The organism is Streptomyces sp. NPDC051109 (genome assembly GCF_044455885.1).
Lineage (GTDB): Bacteria > Actinomycetota > Actinomycetes > Streptomycetales > Streptomycetaceae > Streptomyces.
In genome coordinates, this window is the sequence record NZ_JBITFF010000025.1 from 60,416 (window position 1) to 80,941 (window position 20,526).

18 protein-coding genes are annotated in these 20,526 nt (G+C 70.6%); 10 read left to right on the forward strand and 8 right to left on the reverse strand.

Going from position 1 to position 20,526, the window contains the following annotated elements; translation table 11 throughout:
• Window positions 1-20: 20 nt before the first annotated feature.
• The 5 genes from ACIBAD_RS32480 to ACIBAD_RS32500 all read right to left on the reverse strand — a co-directional run bounded on the left by ACIBAD_RS32480 (window position 21) and on the right by ACIBAD_RS32500 (window position 5,824).
• Window positions 21-815, reverse strand: a complete 795-nt coding sequence (locus ACIBAD_RS32480) for an ABC transporter permease (RefSeq protein WP_134070772.1) — start codon at window positions 813-815, stop codon at window positions 21-23.
• A complete protein-coding gene (locus ACIBAD_RS32485) occupies window positions 815-1,744 on the reverse strand; it encodes an ABC transporter permease (protein WP_134070774.1) in 930 nt (309 codons plus the stop codon). The genes ACIBAD_RS32480 and ACIBAD_RS32485 overlap by 1 nt, the downstream gene beginning before the upstream one ends.
• Entirely contained in the window at window positions 1,741-2,910 is a 1,170-nt protein-coding gene (locus ACIBAD_RS32490) for an ABC transporter ATP-binding protein (protein ID WP_134070776.1), read from the reverse strand. Before ACIBAD_RS32490 ends, ACIBAD_RS32485 begins: the two co-directional genes overlap by 4 nt.
• Window positions 2,911-2,983: 73 nt before the next feature.
• Window positions 2,984-4,234, reverse strand: coding sequence for a spermidine/putrescine ABC transporter substrate-binding protein (locus ACIBAD_RS32495; protein ID WP_398910317.1), 1,251 nt, complete (start codon window positions 4,232-4,234; stop codon window positions 2,984-2,986).
• Between the two features lie 72 nt (window positions 4,235-4,306).
• Entirely contained in the window at window positions 4,307-5,824 is a 1,518-nt protein-coding gene (locus ACIBAD_RS32500) for a gamma-aminobutyraldehyde dehydrogenase (RefSeq protein ID WP_398910319.1), read from the reverse strand.
• A 182-nt stretch (window positions 5,825-6,006) separates the two neighbouring features.
• On the opposite strand from ACIBAD_RS32500, the gene ACIBAD_RS32505 reads away from it, so the two are divergent.
• Together ACIBAD_RS32505 and ACIBAD_RS32510 are read left to right on the forward strand one after the other, a co-directional pair.
• Window positions 6,007-6,558, forward strand: coding sequence for an NADAR family protein (locus tag ACIBAD_RS32505; protein ID WP_134070782.1), 552 nt, complete (start codon window positions 6,007-6,009; stop codon window positions 6,556-6,558).
• Between the two features lie 480 nt (window positions 6,559-7,038).
• Window positions 7,039-8,640: a TROVE domain-containing protein gene (locus ACIBAD_RS32510; RefSeq protein WP_398910322.1), complete on the forward strand. Its 1,602-nt coding sequence runs from the start codon at window positions 7,039-7,041 to the stop codon at window positions 8,638-8,640.
• A gap of 37 nt (window positions 8,641-8,677) precedes the next feature.
• Here ACIBAD_RS32510 and ACIBAD_RS32515 read toward each other — a convergent pair whose 3' ends face one another.
• Window positions 8,678-9,343 carry a DUF4190 domain-containing protein gene (locus tag ACIBAD_RS32515; RefSeq protein ID WP_398910324.1) on the reverse strand — a complete coding sequence of 222 codons (666 nt, stop codon included), beginning with the start codon at window positions 9,341-9,343 and terminating at the stop codon, window positions 8,678-8,680.
• Window positions 9,344-9,452: 109 nt separating this feature from the next.
• On the opposite strand from ACIBAD_RS32515, the gene ACIBAD_RS32520 reads away from it, so the two are divergent.
• Both ACIBAD_RS32520 and ACIBAD_RS32525 read left to right on the forward strand, forming a co-directional pair.
• Window positions 9,453-10,478: an adenosine deaminase gene (locus ACIBAD_RS32520; protein WP_134070789.1), complete on the forward strand. Its 1,026-nt coding sequence runs from the start codon at window positions 9,453-9,455 to the stop codon at window positions 10,476-10,478.
• A gap of 21 nt (window positions 10,479-10,499) precedes the next feature.
• Window positions 10,500-11,198 (forward strand): glycerophosphodiester phosphodiesterase, encoded by a 699-nt coding sequence (locus ACIBAD_RS32525; RefSeq protein WP_208328975.1) that lies wholly within the window; start codon window positions 10,500-10,502, stop codon window positions 11,196-11,198.
• Window positions 11,199-11,360: 162 nt separating this feature from the next.
• Here ACIBAD_RS32525 and ACIBAD_RS32530 read toward each other — a convergent pair whose 3' ends face one another.
• Entirely contained in the window at window positions 11,361-12,539 is a 1,179-nt protein-coding gene (locus tag ACIBAD_RS32530) for a PotD/PotF family extracellular solute-binding protein (protein ID WP_398910327.1), read from the reverse strand.
• A gap of 104 nt (window positions 12,540-12,643) precedes the next feature.
• Complete coding sequence (locus ACIBAD_RS32535) at window positions 12,644-14,083, reverse strand: gamma-aminobutyraldehyde dehydrogenase (RefSeq protein WP_134070793.1); 1,440 nt, start codon at window positions 14,081-14,083, stop codon at window positions 12,644-12,646.
• Window positions 14,084-14,252: 169 nt separating this feature from the next.
• Between ACIBAD_RS32535 and ACIBAD_RS32540 the strand changes: the two genes are divergently transcribed.
• The 6 genes from ACIBAD_RS32540 to ACIBAD_RS32565 all read left to right on the forward strand — a co-directional run bounded on the left by ACIBAD_RS32540 (window position 14,253) and on the right by ACIBAD_RS32565 (window position 20,324).
• Window positions 14,253-14,756, forward strand: coding sequence for an Lrp/AsnC family transcriptional regulator (locus tag ACIBAD_RS32540; RefSeq protein WP_134070795.1), 504 nt, complete (start codon window positions 14,253-14,255; stop codon window positions 14,754-14,756).
• 3 nt (window positions 14,757-14,759) lie between these two features.
• Window positions 14,760-16,121 carry an aspartate aminotransferase family protein gene (locus ACIBAD_RS32545; protein WP_030162551.1) on the forward strand — a complete coding sequence of 454 codons (1,362 nt, stop codon included), beginning with the start codon at window positions 14,760-14,762 and terminating at the stop codon, window positions 16,119-16,121.
• Window positions 16,122-16,304: 183 nt separating this feature from the next.
• The gene (locus ACIBAD_RS32550) at window positions 16,305-17,102 is read left to right on the forward strand and encodes an ABC transporter ATP-binding protein (RefSeq protein WP_398910330.1); all 798 of its coding nucleotides are present in this window, start codon (window positions 16,305-16,307) and stop codon (window positions 17,100-17,102) included.
• Complete coding sequence (locus ACIBAD_RS32555; RefSeq protein ID WP_398910332.1) at window positions 17,084-18,157, forward strand: hypothetical protein; 1,074 nt, start codon at window positions 17,084-17,086, stop codon at window positions 18,155-18,157. Before ACIBAD_RS32550 ends, ACIBAD_RS32555 begins: the two co-directional genes overlap by 19 nt.
• A 26-nt stretch (window positions 18,158-18,183) precedes the next feature.
• Complete coding sequence (locus ACIBAD_RS32560) at window positions 18,184-19,284, forward strand: LOG family protein (RefSeq protein ID WP_134070801.1); 1,101 nt, start codon at window positions 18,184-18,186, stop codon at window positions 19,282-19,284.
• A 122-nt stretch (window positions 19,285-19,406) separates the two neighbouring features.
• Window positions 19,407-20,324: a hypothetical protein gene (locus ACIBAD_RS32565; RefSeq protein ID WP_398910334.1), complete on the forward strand. Its 918-nt coding sequence runs from the start codon at window positions 19,407-19,409 to the stop codon at window positions 20,322-20,324.
• The last annotated feature ends 202 nt before the right edge of the window (window positions 20,325-20,526 follow it).

The window sequence follows — 20,526 nt, forward strand, 5'->3', positions numbered from 1 at the left end:
TCTTCCAACTCCCCACAGAGTTACTTGGGCTGTGCGTTCTTGCGGCGGTTGCCGACCATCTGGCCGACGAGCACCACCAGGACCGCGATGACGAACATCGCCGTACCGATGACGTTGATCTGTACAGGCGTACCGCGCTGGGCCGAGCCCCACACGAACATGGGGAAGGTGACGGTGTTGCCCGAGTTGAAGTTGGTGATGATGAAGTCGTCGAACGACAGCGCGAAGGAGAGCAGCGCGCCCGCCGCGATACCGGGCGCCGCGATCGGCAGCGTGACCCGTACGAAGGTCTGCACCGGGCCCGCGTAGAGGTCGCGGGCGGCCTCCTCCAGCCGCGGGTCCATCGACAGGACGCGCGCCTTGACGGCGGCGACGACGAAGCTGAGGCAGAACATGATGTGGGCGATCAGGATCGTCCAGAAGCCCAGCTGGATCCCCATGTTGAGGAAGAGGGCGAGCAGCGAGGCCGCCATCACGATCTCGGGCATGGCCATCGGCAGGAAGATCAGCGAGTTGACCGCGCCGCGCGCCCGGAAGCGGTAGCGGACGAGCGCGAAGGCGATGGCCGTGCCGAGGGCGGTCGCGCCGATGGTGGCCCACACGGCGATCTGGAGCGACAGGGACAGCGAGCCGCACAGGTCGGCGACCCCGCAGGGGTCCTTCCAGGCGTCGAGCGAGAACTCCTGCCAGGCGTAGTTGAACCGCCCGGCCGGGTTGTTGAAGGAGAAGACCGTCACGACGACGTTCGGCAGGATCATGTACGCGAGCGTGCCGAGGCCGAAGATGACGACGAGATTGCGCCGGAGCCAACGCATCAGACCAGGTCCTCCGTCCCCGCTCGGCGGATGTAGATGGTGACCATGATCAGCACGATGGCCATGAGGATGAAGGACAGCGCGGCGGCCGTCGGGTAGTCGAGAATGCGCAGGTACTGCGACTGGATGACGTTGCCGATCATCCGGGTGTCCGTGGAGCCGAGCAGTTCGGCGTTGACGTAGTCGCCGCTCGCCGGGATGAAGGTGAGCAGGGTCCCGGAGACCACGCCCGGCATGGAAAGCGGGAAGGTCACCTTCCGGAAGGTGGTGGCGGGGCGGGCGTACAGGTCCCCGGCCGCCTCGTGGAGGCGGGTGTCGATGCGCTCCAGCGAGGTGTAGAGCGGCAGGATCATGAAGGGGAGGAAGTTGTACGTCAGACCGCAGACCACCGCGAGCGGCGTGGCGAGCACCCGGTCGCCCTGGGTCATCCCGAGCCAGCTGGTGACGTCCAGGACGTGCAGGGCGTTGAGGACCTCCACCACCGGGCCGCCGTCGGCCAGGATCGTCTTCCAGGCCAGGGTGCGGATCAGGAAGCTGGTGAAGAACGGGGCGATGACCAGCACCAGCAGGAGGTTTCGCCAGCGTCCCGCCTTGAAGGCGATCAGGTAGGCCAGCGGATACCCGAGCAGCAGGCACAGCACGGTCGCGGTGCCCGCGTAGAGCAGGGAGCGCAGGAACTGCGGGTAGTACTCGGTCAGGGCGTCCCAGTACGTCTGGAAGTGCCAGGTGACCCGGAAGCCCTCTTCGAGTGAGCCGGTCTGCACCGAGGTGGAGGCCTGGTAGATCATCGGCAGGACGAAGAACACCAGCAGCCACAGGATGCCGGGGATCAGCAGCCAGTACGGGATCAGCCGCTTGCGCAGGGACGGCTTGTGGACCGGGGGTTCGGCGGGGGCCTCGGCCCGCGGCGGCGCGGCGGTGGCGGTCATGCGCCCTCCTCGACCGTCTCGATGCCCGCGTCGCCCATCGTCCCCGCGAGCATGGACTGGGCCGCGTCCAGGCCGAAGGTGTGCTCGGGGTTCCAGTGCAGGACGACCTCGGCGCCGGGGACCAGGCGGGCGTCGCGTTCGATGTTCTGGACGTACACCTCCAGCTCCGGGCAGACCGGGCTGTCGATGACGAACTGGGTGGAGACCCCGATGAAGGAGGAGGCCGCTATCCGCCCGCGGACCTTGTTGCGGCCGGCCGCGACGGTGTCCTCCTCGTCCGCGTGGACCAGGGATATCTTCTCGGGGCGCACCCCGACCAGCAGCTTTCCGCCGGCCTTGGGGGTGGTCGAACATCGGGCCGCGGGCAGCCGCAGCTTCGTCCCCGCCGAGCTGACCATCACCTCGGCGCCGCCCGCCTCCAGGACCTCGGCCTCGATGAGGTTGGACGTGCCGAGGAAGTTGGCGACGAAGGTGGTGCGCGGGTTCTCGTACAGCTCGGCGGGGGCGCCCAGCTGTTCGACGCGGCCGCCGTTCATCACGGCGACCGTGTCGGCCATGGTCATGGCCTCCTCCTGGTCGTGCGTGACGTGCACGAAGGTGATGCCGACCTCGGTCTGGATCCGCTTGAGCTCCAGCTGCATCTGGCGGCGCAGCTTGAGGTCGAGGGCGCCGAGGGGTTCGTCGAGGAGGAGCACCTGCGGGTGGTTGATGAGCGCGCGGGCGACGGCCACGCGCTGCTGCTGGCCGCCGGAGAGCTGGTGCGGCTTGCGCTGGGCGAACTGGCCCAGCTCGACCAGCTCGAGCATGTCGTCGACCTGCTTCTTGACGGACTTGATGCCGCGGCGGCGCAGTCCGAAGGCCACGTTCTCGTAGATGTTCAGATGCGGGAAGAGCGCGTAGCTCTGGAACACCGTGTTGACGGGGCGCTTGTACGGAGGCAGCTGGGTGACCTCGCGGTCTCCGAGGCTGACCGTGCCGGTGGAGGGCTCCTCCAGTCCGGCGATCATGCGCAGGGTGGTGGTCTTCCCGCAGCCCGAGGCGCCGAGCAGGGCGAAGAAGGAGCCCTGGGGGATGGTGAGATCCAGCGGGTGCACGGCGGTGAACGAGCCGTAGTGCTTGCTGATCCCGGCGAGGCGGACGTCGCCGCCCGCGGTCTTGTCAGTCATGGGTCGCGGCCTTCGGTGGTGGTGTCGTCGGAAGGGTGCGGGGCGCGGATGCCGGCACGGGGAGGGGGGTTCGTCAGGCTCCGATGAGCTTGGCGAACTTCTCCTCGTACGCGGTCTCTTCCTCACTGCTGAGGGAGCGGAAGGCGCGGGCCTTGGCCGCCATCGCCTTGTCCGGAATGATCAAGGGGTTGTCCGCGAGCGCGGGGTCGATCTTCGCAAGGTCTTCCTTGACGCCTTCGACGGGGCACACGTAGCTGATGAACGCGGCCAGCTGGGCGGCGATCGGCGGCTCGTAGTAGAAGTCGATCAGCTTCTCGGCGTTGGCCTTGTGCCGGGCATGGGCGGGGACCAGCAGGTTGTCGCTGGAGGTGATGTAACCGGGCGCCGGTATCGCGTACTTGATGTCCGGGTTGCCGGCCTGGAGCTGGATGACGTCGCCGGCCCAGGCCAGGCAGGCGGCGAGGTCGCCCTTGTCGAGGTCCGCCGTGTAGTCGTTGCCGGTGAAGCGGCGGATCTGCTTGGTGTCGACGCCCTTCTGGAGCCGGCCGATGGCGCCGTCGAAGTCGGCCGTGGTGAAGTTCGCCGGGTCCTTGCCCTGGTCGAGCAGGGTCATGCCGACGCTGTCGCGCATCTCGGTGAGGAAGCCGACGCGGCCCTTGAGGGAGGGGTCGTCCAGCAGCTGCGTGACGGAGTCGACCTTCTTGCCGTCGGTGGCCTTCACGTTGTAGGCGATGACGGTGTCGATGCCGGTCCAGGGGTAGCTGTACGAGCGGCCCGGGTCCCAGTCGGGGTTGCGGAACTGCGGGATCAGGTTGGCGTAGGCGTGCGGGAGGTGGGAGGGGTCCAGCTTCTGCGCCCAGCCGAGCCGGATGATGCGGGCGGCGAGCCAGTCGGTGACGACGATCAGGTCGCGGCCGGTGTCCTGGCCGGCCGCGAGCTGCGGGCGGACCTTGCCGAAGAACTCGACGTTGTCGTTGATGTCCTCGGTGTACTTGACCTTGATCCCGGTCCGCTTGGCGAACTCGTCCAGCGTGGGGTGGGTCTTCTCGTCCTCGCTGGTGTCCATGTACTCGGTCCAGTTGGAGAAGTTGAGCTCCTTCTCCTCGGCCGAGCGGTCTTCGGAGGCGACGGCCGTGTCACCCGCGCGCTTGGCGGGCGGGATGCCGCAGGCGGACAGGGAGGCCAGGCCACCGAGGGTGAGCGCTCCGACTCCGGAGGCGCGCAACAGCGAGCGGCGGGTGAGGGCGCCGCGCCCGCTGGTGAGGCTGCGCCGCATCGCGGCGAGTTGCGCCGCCGAGAGGCGGTCGGGCTCGAACTGCTCCATGAACTGCCCTTTCGGGAGGGGTGGCGCCGCTGGTCAGGCGGCCGGCTGCCACTCGGCGAGAGCCGAAGACGGTTAGGTGCGGTCCCCGAAGATGGTGCGGTGCCAGTCCTTGGCGGCCACCGCGGTGTTGTCGTACATCACGTGCTTGACCTGCGTGTACTCCTCGAAGGAGTAGGCGCTCATGTCCTTTCCGAAGCCACTCGCCTTGTAGCCGCCGTGGGGCATCTCGCTGATGATCGGAATGTGGTCGTTCACCCAGACGCAGCCCGCCTTGATCTCGCGGGTGGCGCGGCCGGCCCGGTAGACGTCGCGGCTCCAGGCGGAGGCGGCCAGACCGTACGGGGTGTCGTTGGCCAGCTCGATGCCCTCGTCGTCGGTGTCGAAGGGCAGGACGACGAGGACCGGGCCGAAGATCTCGCACTGGACGACCTCGCTGTCCTGGGCGGCGCCGGAGACGAGGGTGGGCCGGTAGTACGCGCCCTCGGCGAGCTCGCCGCCCGGGATCTCGCCGCCGGTGACGACGGTGGCGTAGCCGCGGGCGCGCTCCACGAAGCCGGCGACCCGGTCGCGCTGGGCGTGCGAGACCAGGGGGCCGAGGTCGGTGGCCGGGTCGAAGGGGTCGCCGAGGCGGACGGTCTCCATCAGCTCGGCCACGCGGGCGACGAAGGCGTCGTGCAGGGGGCGCTGGACGTACGCGCGGGTGGCGGCGGTGCAGTCCTGGCCGGTGTTGATCAGGGAGGCGGCGACGGCGCCTTGGGCGGCGGCCTCCAGGTCAGCGTCGTCGAAGACCAGGAAGGGCGCCTTCCCGCCGAGCTCCAGGTGGAGCCGCTTGACGGTGGCGGTGGCGATCTCGGCGACCCGCTTGCCGACGGCGGTGGAGCCGGTGAAGGAGGTCATCACCACGTCCGGGTGGCCGACCAGGTGCTCGCCCGCGTCCCGGCCGGCACCGGTGACGATGTTGACCACGCCGTCGGGCAGGCCCGCGTCCTTGGCCGCCTGGGCGAACATCAGGGAGGTCAGCGGGGTCAGCTCGGCGGGCTTCAGGACGATCGTGTTGCCCGCGGCGATCGCCGGGAGGATCTTCCAGGCGGCCATCTGGAGCGGATAGTTCCAAGGCGCGATGGAGCCGACGACCCCGATGGCCTCGCGGCGTACGTAGGAGGTGTGGTCCCCTGAGTACTCGGCCGCCGCCTGCCCCTGGAGATGCCGGGCGGCGCCCGCGAAGAAGGCGGTGTTGTCGATGGTTCCCGGTACGTCGAACTCGGTCGACAGCTTGATCGGCTTGCCGCACTGGAGGGATTCCGCGTACGCGAAGTCCTCCGCCTGCTCGGCCAGCACGGCGGCCAGCCGGTGCAGGGCGTCCGAGCGCTCCCCGGGCGTGGCCGCGGACCAGGCCGGGAAGGCCCGCTGGGCGGCGGCGACGGCCTCGTCGACGTCGGCGGTGGAGGCCAGCTCGTACGTGAGCACCTCCTCGCCCGTCGCAGGGTTGACGATGGCATGCGACTGCCCGGACGTACCGGACCTCAGCTGCCCGTCGATGTACTGTGCGCCGTCTGCGAAGCGGTCCTTGACCTGGAAGCGATTACCCATGACGCTCTCACGCTCTCCGTAGCTTCAGCTCGAATTGAGTGCCGATCCTGGCAGAGGCGGCCCCTACCGCCAAGGGATTCCGTTGTTGCCTTTTGATTACGCGACGGAATCGGTCGACCATGTGTCGAGACACGTCCCAAATCCCGTACGAAGTGTCCGTGGCGACTGCCAGACTCGCGTGCATGGAGAAGATCGACAAGTTGATCGAGCAGGTCAGCCGTGGTGAGCGGGTGAAGTACCTGCCGTTCTGGGGGCACCGGCCGCGTCCCGACGGGACGCTCGGCCCCAGCTGCATGAGCCAGTGGTGGCCCTCGCCGTTCACCGTGGGTGATGTCCGGTACGACACCGCGGAGCACTGGATGATGGCCGGCAAGGCCCGGCTGTTCGCGGACCCGGAGGCGGAGCGCGCCGCGCTGGAGGCGAAGACCCCGGCGGAGGCCAAGAAGGCCGGGCGGCTGGTGCGCGGCTTCGACGAGGAGACATGGGCGCGGGAGCGGTTCGCGCTGGTGGTGGAGGGCAGCGTGCACAAGTTCGCGTCCACCCCCGAACTGCGCGGCTACCTGCTGGGCACCGGGGACCGGGTGCTGGTGGAGGCGAGCCCGATGGACCGCATCTGGGGCATCGGACTGGCGGCGGACGACGAGCGGGCCCTGGACCCGGCCCGCTGGCGGGGGCTGAACCTGCTGGGCTTCGCGCTGATGGAGGCCCGCGACCGGCTGCGGACCCGGTCCTGAAGCCCCGTACCGGATCTTAAATCCGTGGCGGGCGGCCTGACGGGCCGCCTACCGTAGGACTCGTCCAGGTGCGCAGGCGAGACCTACTTCCACTCTTCATGGGCAGGTCGCGGGTTCGAGTCCCGCCACCGGCTTCCGGGCCGGTGTAGCTCAGTTGGCAGAGCAGCACGTGGTTTCGCCGACCTCGATCTCTGGACACCTACGTCACGCACCTCCCGGTGCGCGGGCTGCGGCTCCTTCTTTCCCAGAGAATCCCAAGCCGCCGCCACCTTGATCTCGGGAGGCACGCGTGCGGGACGCCCGGTGCGCAGGCGACGGCTCCTTCCGGATCGACAGGTCGCGGGTTCGAATCCCGCCCGGCTGCGGCCGGTAGCTCGGTGCGGATCGAGCAGTCGACAACAGTCCGTCGCCGACCCTGATCTCGGGCATCCCCGCACGTCACGCCTCCCCCGCGTTCCACTGAATTCGGGGGGATTCACCATGGCTCGTTTCAACCTGCGCGCGCTCAAGAGGAGTTCTTCCTCCGCAGCGGCGGGGCCCACCTCGCCCGTGCGCTCCACCGGCGGCCGTGCCGACAACCACCAGGGCGGCCGCGGCTTCGTCCGCGACGCGCGCTCCGAGCTGTTCCTGCTCGCCGTCGCCAACTTCGTGACGCAGCGGACCTTCTACGAGAGCGGTGAGGCCCGCGACGACCGGTTCGCCGCCCTCGTGCGCCGCCTCGCCGTCGAGGACCCCGCGTGGACCGCGGGCCTTCTCGGCTGGCTGCGCACCGACGGGAACATGCGGACGGCCTCGCTGGTCGGAGCGGCCGAGTACGTGAAGGCGCGGCTCGACGCCGGAGCCGTCGACGGGCCGTCCAACCGCGCGGTCGTGGACTCCGTACTGCGGCGCGCGGACGAGCCCGGCGAGCTGCTGGCCTACTGGACGGCGACGTACGGACGGGCCGTCCCGAAGCCGGTGAAGCGCGGTATCGCCGATGCCGTGCGCAGGCTCTACTCCGCCGCCTCGCTGCTGAAGTACGACACCGACTCCAAGGGCTACCGCTTCGGCGACGTGCTCAACCTCGTGCACGCCTCCCCCGATCCCGCGAAGCCCTGGCAGGGCGAGCTGTTCCGGTACGCCCTCGACCGGCGGCACCACCCGGAGACGGCCGAGGTGCCGGCCGGCAACCGCACCCTGCTCGCGCACCGGGAGCTCATGGAGCTGCCGGTGGAGGAGCGCCGGGCCGTGGTGACCGCACCCGGCGGGGCCGAGCGGCTCGCCGCCGCGGGCATGACCTGGGAGGCCCTGGCCGGCTGGCTCCAGGGGCCGATGGACGCTGCCGCCTGGGAGGCGGTCATCCCGTCCATGGGCCCGATGGCACTGCTGCGGAACCTGCGCAACTTCGACCAGGCCGGTGTCTCGGACGCGGTGGCCGCGCAGGTCGCGGCGAAGGTCGGCGACCCGGAGGCCGTCTCCCGGTCCCGGCAGTTCCCGTTCCGCTACCTGGCCGCCTACCGGCACGCGCCCTCGCTGCGCTGGGCGTACCCGCTGGAGCGGGCGCTCGGCCACTCGCTGGCCAACGTACCGGCCCTGCCCGGCCGGACGCTGGTCCTCGTGGACCGCTCCGGGTCGATGTGGGCACGGCTGTCGGACCGCTCGCAGCTCAACCGCGCGGACGCGGCGGCCGTCTTCGGCGCGGCGCTGGCGCTGCGCGCCGAGGACGCGGACCTGGTGCAGTTCGGGACGCACAGCAAGCAGGTCCCGTACGGCCGGGGCGAGTCCGTGCTGAAGGTGCTGGAGCGGTTCGAGGACCTCGGCGGCACCAACACCTCCGAGGCCGTGCGCAGGTACTACAGGGGGCACGACCGGGTCCTGATCGTCACCGATGAGCAGGCGGCGTACCACCACGGCGGCGATCCGAGCGCCCTCGTGCCGAACGAGGTACCGGTGTACACCTGGAACCTGGCCGGGTACCGGACGGGCCACGCGCCCTCCGGGTCCGCCAACCGGCACACCTTCGGCGGGCTCGGCGACGCGGCCTTCCGGATGGTCTCGCTGATCGAGGGCGGCCGGAACGCCGAATGGCCGTGGGCGGCTTAGGCCGAGCCGCTGCTCGGCCCGCTGCTCGGCCCGCCGCTCAGACGTGCTCGCGTATCTGCGTGTGCGAGGGCGAACCGCCGTTGTCGTAGTCGAAGTCGTTCCCGCGCCCCGGGTGACCGAGCAGGACTCCGGCGATCACGAGCCCGATCATCAGCAGGCTGAGCACGATGCCGACCGCGCCCAGGATGATGCCGGCGAGTGCCATCGAGCCGTTGTCGGCCTCGCCGCGCTGGGCCTTTCCGCGGCCCAGGATGCCGAAGATGACCGCCGGGACGCCGAAGAGCAGGCCCAGGTAGCACGTGACGATGCCGATGATGCCGAGCACGAGGGCGGTGATCCCGAAGCCGTTGCTCTTCTGCGGGTACCCGGGGTATCCGGGGTATCCGGGGTAGCCCGGATACCCCGGGTATCCCTGCTGGCCCGGGTAGCCGGGATGGCCGTACGCCGGCTGCGCGGGCGGCGGACCGGGGTACGCGTAGCCGCCCGGGTCCGGCTGGGCCGGGTACCCGTACGCGGGCTGCGGCGTCGGGCCGGGTATCTGCGCCGGCGGGACGTCGCCCCCCGGCATCCCCGCGATCGTCTGCTGGTCGTGCACGGACGGCGGACCGGACACCCCCGGTGTGGCCTGCGGTTTTCCGAGCTCCACCGCCGGCCGCTCCGGCGGCGCCCACGGGTCCCTCGGCTCGGGGCTCTGATCGGTCATGCGGCGCCCCCCTCTCGTACGCCCATGCTATGTGCTGTCACCGACAGTCCCGGAGCTGCCTACGATGAAGCCCGATCTGTCCGCACCCGCGTCCTCCCGGAGGCTCTCTGTGCCCGACCTGAACCCCTTCATCGCTGGGTTGCCCAAGGCGGAACTCCACGTCCACCACGTCGGCTCGGCCTCCCCGCGCATCGTCGCCGAACTCGCCTCCCGCCACCCCGACTCCAAGGTCCCCACCGACCCCGAGGCGCTCGCCGACTACTTCACCTTCACCGACTTCGCGCACTTCATCGAGGTCTACCTCTCCGTCGTCGACCTGGTCCGCACCCCCGACGACGTACGCACCCTGACCTACGAAGTCGCCCGCGACATGGCCCGGCAGAACATCCGCTACGCCGAGCTGACCATCACCCCGTACTCCTCCACCCGCCGCGGCATCGACGAGAAGGCCTTCATGGAGGCCATCGAGGACGCCCGCAAGTCCGCCGAGACCGAGCTCGGCGTCATCCTGCGCTGGTGCTTCGACATCCCCGGCGAGGCCGGCCTGGAGGCCGCCGCCGAGACCGCGCGCCTCGCCGTCGACCTGCACCCCGAGGGCCTGGTCTCCTTCGGCCTCGGCGGCCCCGAGATCGGCGTGCCGCGCCCCCAGTTCAAGCCGTACTTCGACGCCGCCCGCGCGGCCGGCCTGCACAGCGTGCCGCACGCCGGCGAGACCACCGGCCCGGAGACGATCTGGGACTCCATCCGCGAGCTGGGCGCCGAGCGCATCGGCCACGGCACCAGCGCCACCCAGGACCCGGAGCTGCTCGCCTACCTCGCCGAGCACCGGATCGCGCTGGAGGTCTGCCCGACCTCCAACATCGCCACCCGCGCGGTGACGGACCTGGACCGGCACCCCGTCAAGGAGATGGTGCAGGCGGGGGTGCTCGTCACCATCAACAGCGACGACCCGCCGATGTTCGGCTCCGACCTCAACAACGAGTACGCGGTCGCCGCCCGGCTCCTCGACCTCGACGAGCGCGGGCTCGCGCAGCTGGCGAAGAACGCCGTCGAGGCGTCCTTCCTGGACGAGGCCGGCAAGGCCAAGCTCAACGCGGAGATCGACACGTACACCTCCGCCTGGCTGGCGCGCTGACGCCCCCTGAGAATGGGTGCCATGCGCACCCTGACGGCCGTGGGCCACCGCGGCGATCCCTACCGTGTCCGTGAGAACACCCTGCCCTCGATCCGCTCGGCCTTCGCTCGCGGGGCGGACGCGGTGGAGATCGACGTACGGCTGACCCGCGACGGGGTGCCGGTACTCCTCCACGACGAGACGCTCCAGCGGCTGTGGGGCCACGACGTGCGGCTCGACGCCGTCACGGCCCCGCAGCTGAAGGAGTTGACGGAGGGCGGGGTCCCGACGCTGCGCGAGGCGCTGACGGCGGCCGGCGCGGGCCGGGTGATGATCGACCTGCCCGGGGCCACGGCCGAGGCCGTACGGACGGTCGTCGGCCACGTCCGGGAGTGCGGGGCGCGCGACCGCACGTACTACTGTGCGGGCCCGCACACGATGCTGGCCGTGCGCGCCGCCGATCCGGGCGCCGAGATCGCCCTGACGTGGACCACGCTGTCGCCGCCGCGCCGGGTGCTGATCGACGCGGTGGCGCCGTCCTGGCTCAACTACCGCTTCGGGCTGGTGGACCGGGAGCTGACCGACGCCCTCCACCGGGAGGGCCTGCTCGTCTCGGCCTGGACCGCGGACACGACGCGGTCGATGCGCCGGCTGGTCGCGGCCGGCGTGGACTCCGTCACCACCAACCGGCTGGACGCACTGTCCCGCGTACGGGCCGAGCTCGGCGTACCCGGCCCCTGAGCAGCGGGCTCGCCGGGCTCGCCGGGCGGCAGTGCCCCGAGCATGCGGCGGAGCACCAGCGGGCGCACGACCCCGAAGGCGGCGAACGACACGTCGACGAGGCTCCACCCGAAGCGTGCAGTTCCGTGGCCGGACCGCGACCGCCCCCGCGCCGTCGGGCGCTCAGAGACCGACGATGGCGTTCCAGCGCTGGGCGAGGGAGCGGCGCTCGGCCGAGGAGATGTCGCGGGCCACGACGAGGCGCTTGCGCATCTCCTCGTCGGGGAAGATCAGCGGGTTCTCGGCGAGTTCGGCGGTCTCCTTGTCCTCGGAGGCGGCCAGGACCTCGCGGGCGGCCGGGACCGGGCAGACGTAGTTGACGGCGGCGGCGAGCTCGGCGGCCACCTCCGGGGCGTAGTAGTAGTCGACCAGGGCCTCGGCGTTGGCCTTGTGCCGGGCCAGGTTGGGCACGAGCAGGCTCTCCGCCCAGAGCTCGGCGCCCTCCTCCGGGACCACGAACTCGATGTCGGGGTTGTCGGCCTGGAGCTGGATGGCGTCGCCGGAGTACGCCTGGCAGGCGAGGACGTCGCCCTTGCTCAGGTCGGACGTGTAGTCGTTGCCGGTGAAGCGGCGGATGTGCTTCTTCTTCACCATGCTCTCCACCTGGTCGCACATCCGGTGGAAGTCGGACTCGGTCCACCGGGTGACGTCCACTCCGTTGCCCTGCATCAGCAGGGCGAAGGACTCGTCCAGGCCGGAGAAGAGGGTGACCTTGCCGGCCAGGTCCGGTTGCCACAGGTCCCGCACGGACTTGATCTCCCGGCCCAGCGCCTTGCGGTTGTAGGCGATGCCGGTGATCCCCGACTGCCACGGGACGGTGTGCAGGCGGCCCTCGTCGAAGGCGGGGGACCGCAGCTGCGGGTCCAGGTGGGCGGCCACGTTGGGCTGCGACGCACGGTCCATCTTCTGGGCCCAGCCCAGGTGGACGAAGCGGGCGGCCATCCAGTCGCTGACCACCACCAGGTCGTGGCCGGTCTCCTGGTGGTTCATCAGGGCCGGGCTGACCTTGCCGAAGAACTCGTCGTTGTCGTTGATCTCCTCGGTGTACCGGACCTCGATGCCGGTCTTCTCCGAGAAGGCGTCCAGGGTGGGCCGGCGCCCCTCGTCCTCGTCGTCGGTGTCGATGTACAGCGGCCAGTTCGAGAAGGCCACCCGCTTGTCCCCCTCGGAGCGGTCCGGGCCTCCCCGCCGGTCCTCGGGGACGAACGCGGCGGGCACACCGCAGCCGGTGAGGGCCGCGAACAGGCCGGCGGCACCGAGGCCGCGCAGCGCCGCGCGGCGGGAGAAGGCGAGTTCAGGCATGGGCAAAGCCTCGGGGAACGGAGGAGGGCGGGCAATAGACATATTGTCTACTGCCCGCCCTCTCAAGCCCCTTCGGTGATCGATGCGATCGCCGCGGAGAACGATCAGCCGTCGAGCGAGGTCATCACGTGCTTGATGCGGGTGTAGTCCTCGAAGCCGTAGGCGGAGAGGTCCTTGCCGTAACCGGACTTCTTGAAGCCGCCGTGGGGCATCTCGGCGACGAGCGGGATGTGCGTGTTGATCCACACGCAGCCGAAGTCGAGGTTCTTGGACATGCGCATCGCGCGGCCGTGGTCCTTGGTCCACACGGAGGAGGCGAGGGCGAACTCGACGCCGTTCGCGTACTCCAGGGCCTGGGCCTCGTCCGTGAAGGACTGGACGGTGATGACGGGGCCGAAGACCTCGTTCTGGATGATCTCGTCGTCCTGCTTGAGGCCCGAGACCACGGTCGGGGCGTAGAAGTAGCCCTTGTCGCCGACCTGGTGGCCGCCGGCCTCGACCTTGGCGTGCGCCGGGAGGCGCTCGATGAAGCCCGCGACCTGCTTGAGCTGGTTCGGGTTGTTCAGCGGGCCGTAGAGCACGTCCTCGTCGTCCGGGGCACCGGTCTTGGTGTCGGCGGCGGCCTTGGCGAGGGCGGTGACGAACTCGTCGTGAATGGAATCGTGCACGAGCACACGGGTCGCGGCGGTGCAGTCCTGGCCGGCGTTGAAGTAGCCCGCGACCGCGATGTCCTCGACGGCCTTGGCGATGTCGGCGTCCTCGAAGACGACGACCGGGGCCTTGCCGCCGAGCTCCAGGTGGACGCGCTTGACGTCCTTCGAGGCGCTCTCGGCGACCTGCATGCCGGCGCGCACCGAGCCGGTGATGGAGGCCATCGCCGGGGTGGAGTGCTCGACCATGGCCCTGCCGGTCTCGCGGTCGCCGCAGATGACGTTGAAGACGCCCTTGGGCAGGACCGAGTCGATGATCTCGGCCATGAGGACGGTCGAGGCCGGGGTGGTGTCCGAGGGCTTGAGCACCACGGTGTTGCCCGCGGCGATGGCCGGGGCGAACTTCCACACGGCCATCATCATGGGGTAGTTCCACGGCGCGACCTGGGCGCATACGCCGACCGGCTCACGGCGGATGATCGAGGTCATCCCGTCCATGTACTCGCCGGCCGAGCGGCCCTCCAGGAGGCGGGCCGCACCCGCGAAGAAGCGGATCTGGTCCACCATCGGCGGCAGCTCCTCGCTGGCCGTGAGGCCCAGCGGCTTGCCGGTGTTCTCCGACTCGGCGGCCACGAGCTCGTCCGCGCGCGCCTCGAAGGCGTCCGCGATCTTGAGCAGGGCCTTCTGGCGCTCCGACGGGGTGGTGTCGCGCCAGCCCGGGAAGGCGGCCGCGGCGGCGGCCATGGCGGCGTCGACATCGGCCTGGCCGGAGAGCGGGGCAGTGGCGTACACCTCGCCCGTGGCGGGGTTGACCACCTCGGTGGTCCGCCCGTCGGCGGCGTCCTTGAACTCTCCGCCGATGTAGTTGCGCAGACGACGCAGTTCGGTGGTCACTCCAGCCACACTCCTGATCACATGTCCAACGATTGAGACGAATCCCAATCCTAGCCCCTTGGCGGACGCTTTCGGCAGGGCCGCACGCCACGAACTACGAAATCAGTGAGATCACGGATCTCAAACAACGGATTTCATCGATTCCGTCTTGCGGAACAGACGACTCCTCGTGCACAGTGAGTCCGTGGTCAGTCGAAGCGCAGATTCCAGGAACAGACAACCGTCCCCTTCGGTCGATGCTGTGTCCCTGGCGATCATCGAGCAACTGCAGGAGGACGGTCGCCGTCCCTACGCAGCGATCGGCAAGGCCGTCGGCCTGTCGGAGGCGGCTGTGCGCCAGCGCGTGCAGAAGCTGCTCGACCAGGGCGTCATGCAGATCGTCGCCGTCACGGACCCGCTCACCGTGGGCCTGCGGCGCCAGGCCATGGTCGGCATCAACGTCGAGGGGGACCTCGACCCGGTGGCCGACGCACTGACCCAGATGGCCGAGTGCGAGTACGTGGTGATGACCGCGGGCTCGTTCGACCTGATGGTGGAGATCGTCTGCGAGGACGACGACCACCTGCTGGAGACGATCAACAAGAAGATCCGCGCGCTCCCCGGCGTGCGATCAACCGAGAGCTTCGTTTACCTGAAGCTCAAGAAGCAGACCTACATGTGGGGAACTCGATAGCCCGTGAGCCAGGACCTCTCCAAGACCGCGTACGACCACCTGTGGATGCACTTCACCCGCATGTCGTCGTACGAGAACTCCCCCGTCCCCACCATCGTGCGGGGTGAGGGCACCTACATCTTCGACGACAAGGGCAAGCGCTACCTGGACGGTCTCGCCGGACTGTTCGTGGTCAACGCCGGTCACGGCCGCAAGGAACTGGCCGAGGTCGCCTACAAGCAGGCGCAGGAACTCGCGTTCTTCCCCATCTGGTCGTACGCGCACCCCAAGGCCGTGGAGCTCGCCGAGCGCCTCGCCGACTACGCCCCGGGCGACTTGAACAAGGTCTTCTTCACCACGGGCGGCGGCGAAGCCGTCGAGACCGCTTGGAAGCTGGCGAAGCAGTACTTCAAGCTGCAGGGCAAGCACACCAAGTACAAGGTCATCTCCCGCGCGGTCGCCTACCACGGCACCCCGCAGGGCGCCCTGTCCATCACCGGCCTGCCGGCCCTGAAGGCCCCCTTCGAGCCGCTGGTGCCCGGCGCGCACAAGGTGCCGAACACCAACATCTACCGCGCCCCGATCTACGGCGACGACCCCGAGGCCTTCGGCCGCTGGTGCGCCGACCAGATCGAGCAGGAGATCCTCTTCGAGGGCGCCGACACCGTCGCCGCCGTCTTCCTGGAGCCGGTGCAGAACGCCGGCGGCTGCTTCCCGCCGCCGCCCGGGTACTTCCAGCGGGTCCGCGAGATCTGCGACGAGTACGACGTGCTCCTCGTCTCCGACGAGACGATCTGCGCCTTCGGCCGCCTCGGCACGATGTTCGCCTGTGACAAGTTCGGCTACGTGCCCGACATGATCACCTGCGCCAAGGGCATGACCTCGGGCTACTCCCCGATCGGTGCCTGCATCGTCTCGGACCGCATCGCCGAGCCGTTCTACAAGGGCGACAACACCTTCCTGCACGGCTACACCTTCGGCGGACACCCGGTGTCCTCCGCGGTGGCGCTCGCCAACCTCGACATCTTCGACAAGGAAGGCCTCAACCAGCACGTGCTGGACAACGAGGACGCCTTCTTCTCGACGCTGAAGAAGCTGCACGACCTGCCCATCGTCGGCGACGTCCGCGGCAACGGCTTCTTCTACGGCATCGAGCTCGTCAAGGACAAGGTCACCAAGGAGTCCTTCACGGACGAGGAGACCGAGCGCGTGCTCTACGGCTTCCTCTCCAAGGCGCTCTTCGAGAACGGCCTGTACTGCCGGGCCGACGACCGTGGCGACCCGGTCATCCAGCTGGCCCCGCCGCTGATCGCGGACCAGGGCACCTTCGACGAGATCGAAGGCATCCTGCGCTCGGTGCTCACCGAGGCGTGGACCAAGCTGTAGAGCTCGGGAACCGAGCAGCGGCAAACAGTCCGAACCACACGGCCCGGATCCCCCGTTCGAGTGAGAACGCGGGCGTTCGGGCCGTGTGCTGTCACCATCCAAGACGTTCATCTCTTTACATCTCAGTGCGGCGCCAGTGACCGAACCGGTTCCGCTTCGTTCCCCCGGACGGAGGTGTAAGCCATGGTGGCTCCACCGGACAACGCCCCACCGGACAATGACGTCCTCTGGGCACGGTCCGTTCACTACTCCCACAGCGGTTCACCCGGCCTCATCGGGGTCTCGGTGGGCGTCCGCCAGGGCGAGGTACTGGCCCTGACCGGCCCTCGCGGCAGTGGGAAGACCACCCTGCTGCGCTGCCTGTCGGGCCATCTGGTGCCCGAGCAGGGCGAGATCTGGTTCAACAGCGTGCCCGTCCACACCATGGGCGCCGTGGCCCGCGAACGGCTGCGCCGCGACCGGTTCGGCTGGATCGGCCCCGACCCCGCGCTGCTGCCCGAGCTCAAGGTGTGGGAGAACGCCGCCCTGCCGCTGCTGGTCTCCGGCGCCCCCCACCGCACCGCCAAGGCCGCCGCCTGCGAATGGCTGGACCGGCTCGACATCGGCGCCTTCGCCCGCAAGCGCCCCGGTGCGCTGACCCGGGCCGAGTCCCAGCGGGTCGCTCTCGCCCGGGCCCTGGTCAAGGAGCCCGCGGTCGTCTTCGCCGACGAGCCCACCGCCCCGCTGCACCGCGCCGAGCGCGCCCTGCTGCTCCGCACGCTCACCACCGCGGCCCGCTCGCACGGGATCACCGTGCTGCTGGCCACCCATGACGAGGAGAGCGCGGCCGTCGCCGACCGCCGGGTCGAACTGCTCGACGGACGGCCCGCCGGAACCGCGGCCGCCGTCAGCGGCGCCATCGGCGTGGACGGTGCCGGCGGTGTCGGCGGGCCGCCCGACGAGACCCCGGAGGGCCAGGCCGCGTGCTCGCTCTCCGCCTAGCCCGCGGCTCCCGCCCGGCCGTCCAGCTGCGCCGGCTGCTGGTCGCCGCCGCCGGCGCCGGTACCGGACTCCTCCTGCTGTACGTGCTCGCCGGGGCCACCGCCCGGCCTGCCGGATCGTTCCCGCGCCTGCTGTGGGCCCTGGTCCCGCTCGCCGTCACCGTGCAGTTCGCGGTCGCCGTCGCCCGGACCGACCCCGCGACCCGGCCCCGTGAGGGAATGGACGCCGTCGGGCTGGGCCCCGTACGGCTCCTCCTCGTCGCGGTGGTCTCCACCGCGATCTCGTGCACGCTGGGCAGCGTCCTGGCCCTGGCCGCCTTCCTGCACCTGCGGGGCGAGCTCACCGGCCTGCCCTTCGACGGGGCCGGGGCCGGGCTCCTGCACGCCGAGCGGCCGCTGCCCGTGGCGGCCGCCCTCACCCTGCTGGCCCTGATCCCGCTGGCCGCCTGCGCCGCCACGGCCCTGGCCCTGCGCCCGCACGCGCCGCTCGCCCCGCAGACGGCCCTGCCCTGGGGCATCGCCCTCACCGCCTGCGGACTGGCGGTCGAGGCGTACGCGGGCCCCGGCGGCGCGGGGATGCCGGCCGGCTGGGCCCTCACCGCCGTCGGGCTCTCCCTCGCGGGCCCCGGAATCGCCTACGCCTGCGGGGCCCTGGTCCAAGCGGTCCGCCCGGGCGCCATGCGGCTGCTGGCCGGGCGGACCCTCCAGGAGGAGGCGCCCCGGCTGGGCCGTCCCCTCGGCGTGCTGTGCGCGATCGGCGCGGGCGCCCTCACCTCCGCGGCCCTGCGCGAACGGGGCGGCTTCGGCGTGCCGCTGGGCCCGCTGACCGGGCCGGCCTGCGCCCTGGTGGTGCTGTGCGCGGCCGCGACGCTGCTCACCCGGGCCATCGAGGTCCGCCAGGACCGCTCGGCCGTCCGGGCGGCCCTGCGCGACCTGGGCACTCCGGGCGGGGTCCTGCGTACGGCCGCGACGCTGCGCGCCACGGCGCTGGTGGCCGTGTGCGGACCGGTCGTATGGGGTGTGGCACAGCTGACGTCTCTGGCATTGACCCGCTGACACGGGCAGCCCTTAGGGTGGGCCGAATGGTCAACGCAGACATCGAGATCGAGACGCTCGCCGAGTTCGACCGGGTCGCGGCCCGCGGCTCGCTCAGCGGCTACCGGGTCCAGTCGGTCAACCTCCTGGAGCGCACGTTCGCCCTGCTGTCCGCCGACACCTCCGCGGCCGTCTTCCTCGGCTGCGCGATGGAGCCCGACGCCTCGGCGAAGGTGCGCGCGGACGGCGCGCTCGTCTTCCCGCCCGTCCCGGACCTGCCCTTCGACCCGTACCGCGGCCTGCTGTACACCGCCGACGAGCTGTTCACGGGGCTGTCCGCCGGCTACGAGACCACCCCGGACGCCGAGTCGTACGCCTGGTTCCAGGAGACCACAGCGGACGGCGACGTCTTCTCCTCGATGCTGCGGTCCGTCCACGACGACGCGATCTCCGACGCGCTCGACGAACACCTCGCCGGCGCCCGCGTGGTGGGCGTCATGGGCGGCCACGCGATGGCCCGCGGCGGCCTCGACTACCAGGGCGCGGCGGAGCTCGGCCGGAAGCTGGCCCGGTCCGGACTGACGGTGGCCACCGGCGGCGGCCCGGGCGCGATGGAGGCGGCCAACCTCGGCGCCTACCTGGCGTCCGCCCCCGACGAGGCCCTGGCGGAGGCGCTGGAGATCCTGGCCAAGGCCCCGTCCTTCGTCCCTTCGGTGTCCGACTGGGCGCGGGCGGCCTTCGCCGTACGGGACCGCTGGCCCGGCGGCGGCGACTCGGTGGGCATCCCCACCTGGTTCTACGGGCACGAGCCGCCGAACGCCTTCGCCGGCCACATCGCCAAGTACTTCGCGAACGCCACCCGCGAGGACGGGCTGCTCGCCCGGTCGAATGCGGGCGTGGTCTTCCTGCCCGGCGCCGCGGGCACCCTCCAGGAGATATTCGACAACGCGACGCCGAACTACTACGAGTCGCGCGGCGAGCCGACGCCGATGGTGCTGGTCGGACGGACCCACTGGACCGAGCACCTGCCGGCGTGGCCGCTGCTGCAGGCCCTGGCGCGCGGCCGCGCGATGGAGTCGCGGATCGCGCTGGTCGACTCGGTAGACGAAGTGCCCGCGGTACTCGCGGCGCTGAACACGACGCACTGAACGCGATGCAGTGGACGAAGTAGATGAAGTAGGGGACGGCGCGAGGCAACTTCCCGGCCCCCTCACACGTCTGCCATAGGTAATCAACACGCAAAACCTGCCAGACGTGAACGGAGCCCTCGGTGCTCATAGGCCTGCTGACCGCGATCGCGGCGTCCATCTGCTACGGCACGGGGTCCGTCCTGCAAGCCGTCGGCTCGCGCAGGGCGGCCCGGATGTCCCCGCCCGCCGAGGGCGTGACCGCGCACGGCGGCCCGAACCTCTCGTCCACCGCGAAGGCGGCGATGACGTGGGAGTTCATCGTCGGCACCATCCTGGACTTCGTGGGCTTCGGGCTGGGCGCGCTGGCCGCCCGGCTGCTGCCGCTGTTCCTGTCCCAGACGGTGATCAGCGCCAACCTGGTGATCACGGCCGTGCTCAGCGTGAAGATGCTGGGCATCCGGCTGACCCGCAGGGAGTGGACCTCGATCGGGGTCGTCTGCGCGGCGCTGGTCCTGCTGGCGACGGCGGCGGGCCACGAGGGCGGCCACCACGCTCCGACGTCCACGCACTGGTGGCTGTTCGCGGTGACCCTGCTGATCATCGCGGGCGGCACGGTGGCCGTCCGCCTCCTGGGCGCCAGGGCGGCGATCCTGGCGGGCCTGCTGTCGGGCCTGGCCTTCGGCGCGCTGGGCGTCGGCGTCCGGATCCTCGACGGCATCGACCCGTTCGACCTGGGCTCGCTGCTCGCCGACCCGGCGCTCTACGCCATCCTGCTGGCCGGCGTCGGCGGCATGTACCTGCACACGGTCGCCCTCCAGATCGGCTCGGTGAACGGCGCGACGGCCGCACTGGTCGTCGGCGAGACCGTCCTGCCGGGCGCGATCGGCGTCCTGTGGCTGGGCGACGCCTCCCGTCCCGGCCTGGCCTGGCTGGCGGTCCTCGGCTTCGTCCTGGCCGTCACGGGCGCGGTGGCCGTCGCCTGGTACGGCAACCACGACGGCGCGGAGGAAGCCCCCGCCGAGGAACCCAGCCCCCGGACCAGCCCCGCCGGCGTTTGAGGCCAGACCCCGGGACCGGCCCCCGGGTCGAGGGGGTGTCCCGCCGATCATGCCGGGCTCGCGGCGGCGGGCGCCGCTCCCTGGTCCGGCCTGATCGACAAGACGCCCCTAGTCTTCTGAGTCAGGAATTCTGTTCAGATAGCTGGCGAGGCGTTCGAGGATCTCGTCTGCGGTCTTGGTCCAGACGTAGGGCCTCGGGTCG

Excerpts from the sequence above, each read along its gene's own strand:
- ACIBAD_RS32480 (WP_134070772.1), bottom strand. The coding sequence starts at position 815 with ATGCGTTGGCTCCGGCGCAATCTCGTCGTCATCTTCGGCCTCGGCACG.
- ACIBAD_RS32485 (WP_134070774.1), bottom strand. The coding sequence starts at position 1,744 with ATGACCGCCACCGCCGCGCCGCCGCGGGCCGAGGCCCCCGCCGAACCC.
- ACIBAD_RS32490 (WP_134070776.1), bottom strand. The coding sequence starts at position 2,910 with ATGACTGACAAGACCGCGGGCGGCGACGTCCGCCTCGCCGGGATCAGC.
- ACIBAD_RS32495 (WP_398910317.1), bottom strand. The coding sequence starts at position 4,234 with ATGGAGCAGTTCGAGCCCGACCGCCTCTCGGCGGCGCAACTCGCCGCG.
- ACIBAD_RS32500 (WP_398910319.1), bottom strand. The coding sequence starts at position 5,824 with ATGGGTAATCGCTTCCAGGTCAAGGACCGCTTCGCAGACGGCGCACAG.
- ACIBAD_RS32505 (WP_134070782.1), top strand. The coding sequence starts at position 6,007 with ATGGAGAAGATCGACAAGTTGATCGAGCAGGTCAGCCGTGGTGAGCGG.
- ACIBAD_RS32510 (WP_398910322.1), top strand. The coding sequence starts at position 7,039 with ATGGCTCGTTTCAACCTGCGCGCGCTCAAGAGGAGTTCTTCCTCCGCA.
- ACIBAD_RS32515 (WP_398910324.1), bottom strand. The coding sequence starts at position 9,343 with ATGACCGATCAGAGCCCCGAGCCGAGGGACCCGTGGGCGCCGCCGGAG.
- ACIBAD_RS32525 (WP_208328975.1), top strand. The coding sequence starts at position 10,500 with ATGCGCACCCTGACGGCCGTGGGCCACCGCGGCGATCCCTACCGTGTC.
- ACIBAD_RS32530 (WP_398910327.1), bottom strand. The coding sequence starts at position 12,539 with ATGCCTGAACTCGCCTTCTCCCGCCGCGCGGCGCTGCGCGGCCTCGGT.
- ACIBAD_RS32550 (WP_398910330.1), top strand. The coding sequence starts at position 16,305 with ATGGTGGCTCCACCGGACAACGCCCCACCGGACAATGACGTCCTCTGG.
- ACIBAD_RS32560 (WP_134070801.1), top strand. The coding sequence starts at position 18,184 with ATGGTCAACGCAGACATCGAGATCGAGACGCTCGCCGAGTTCGACCGG.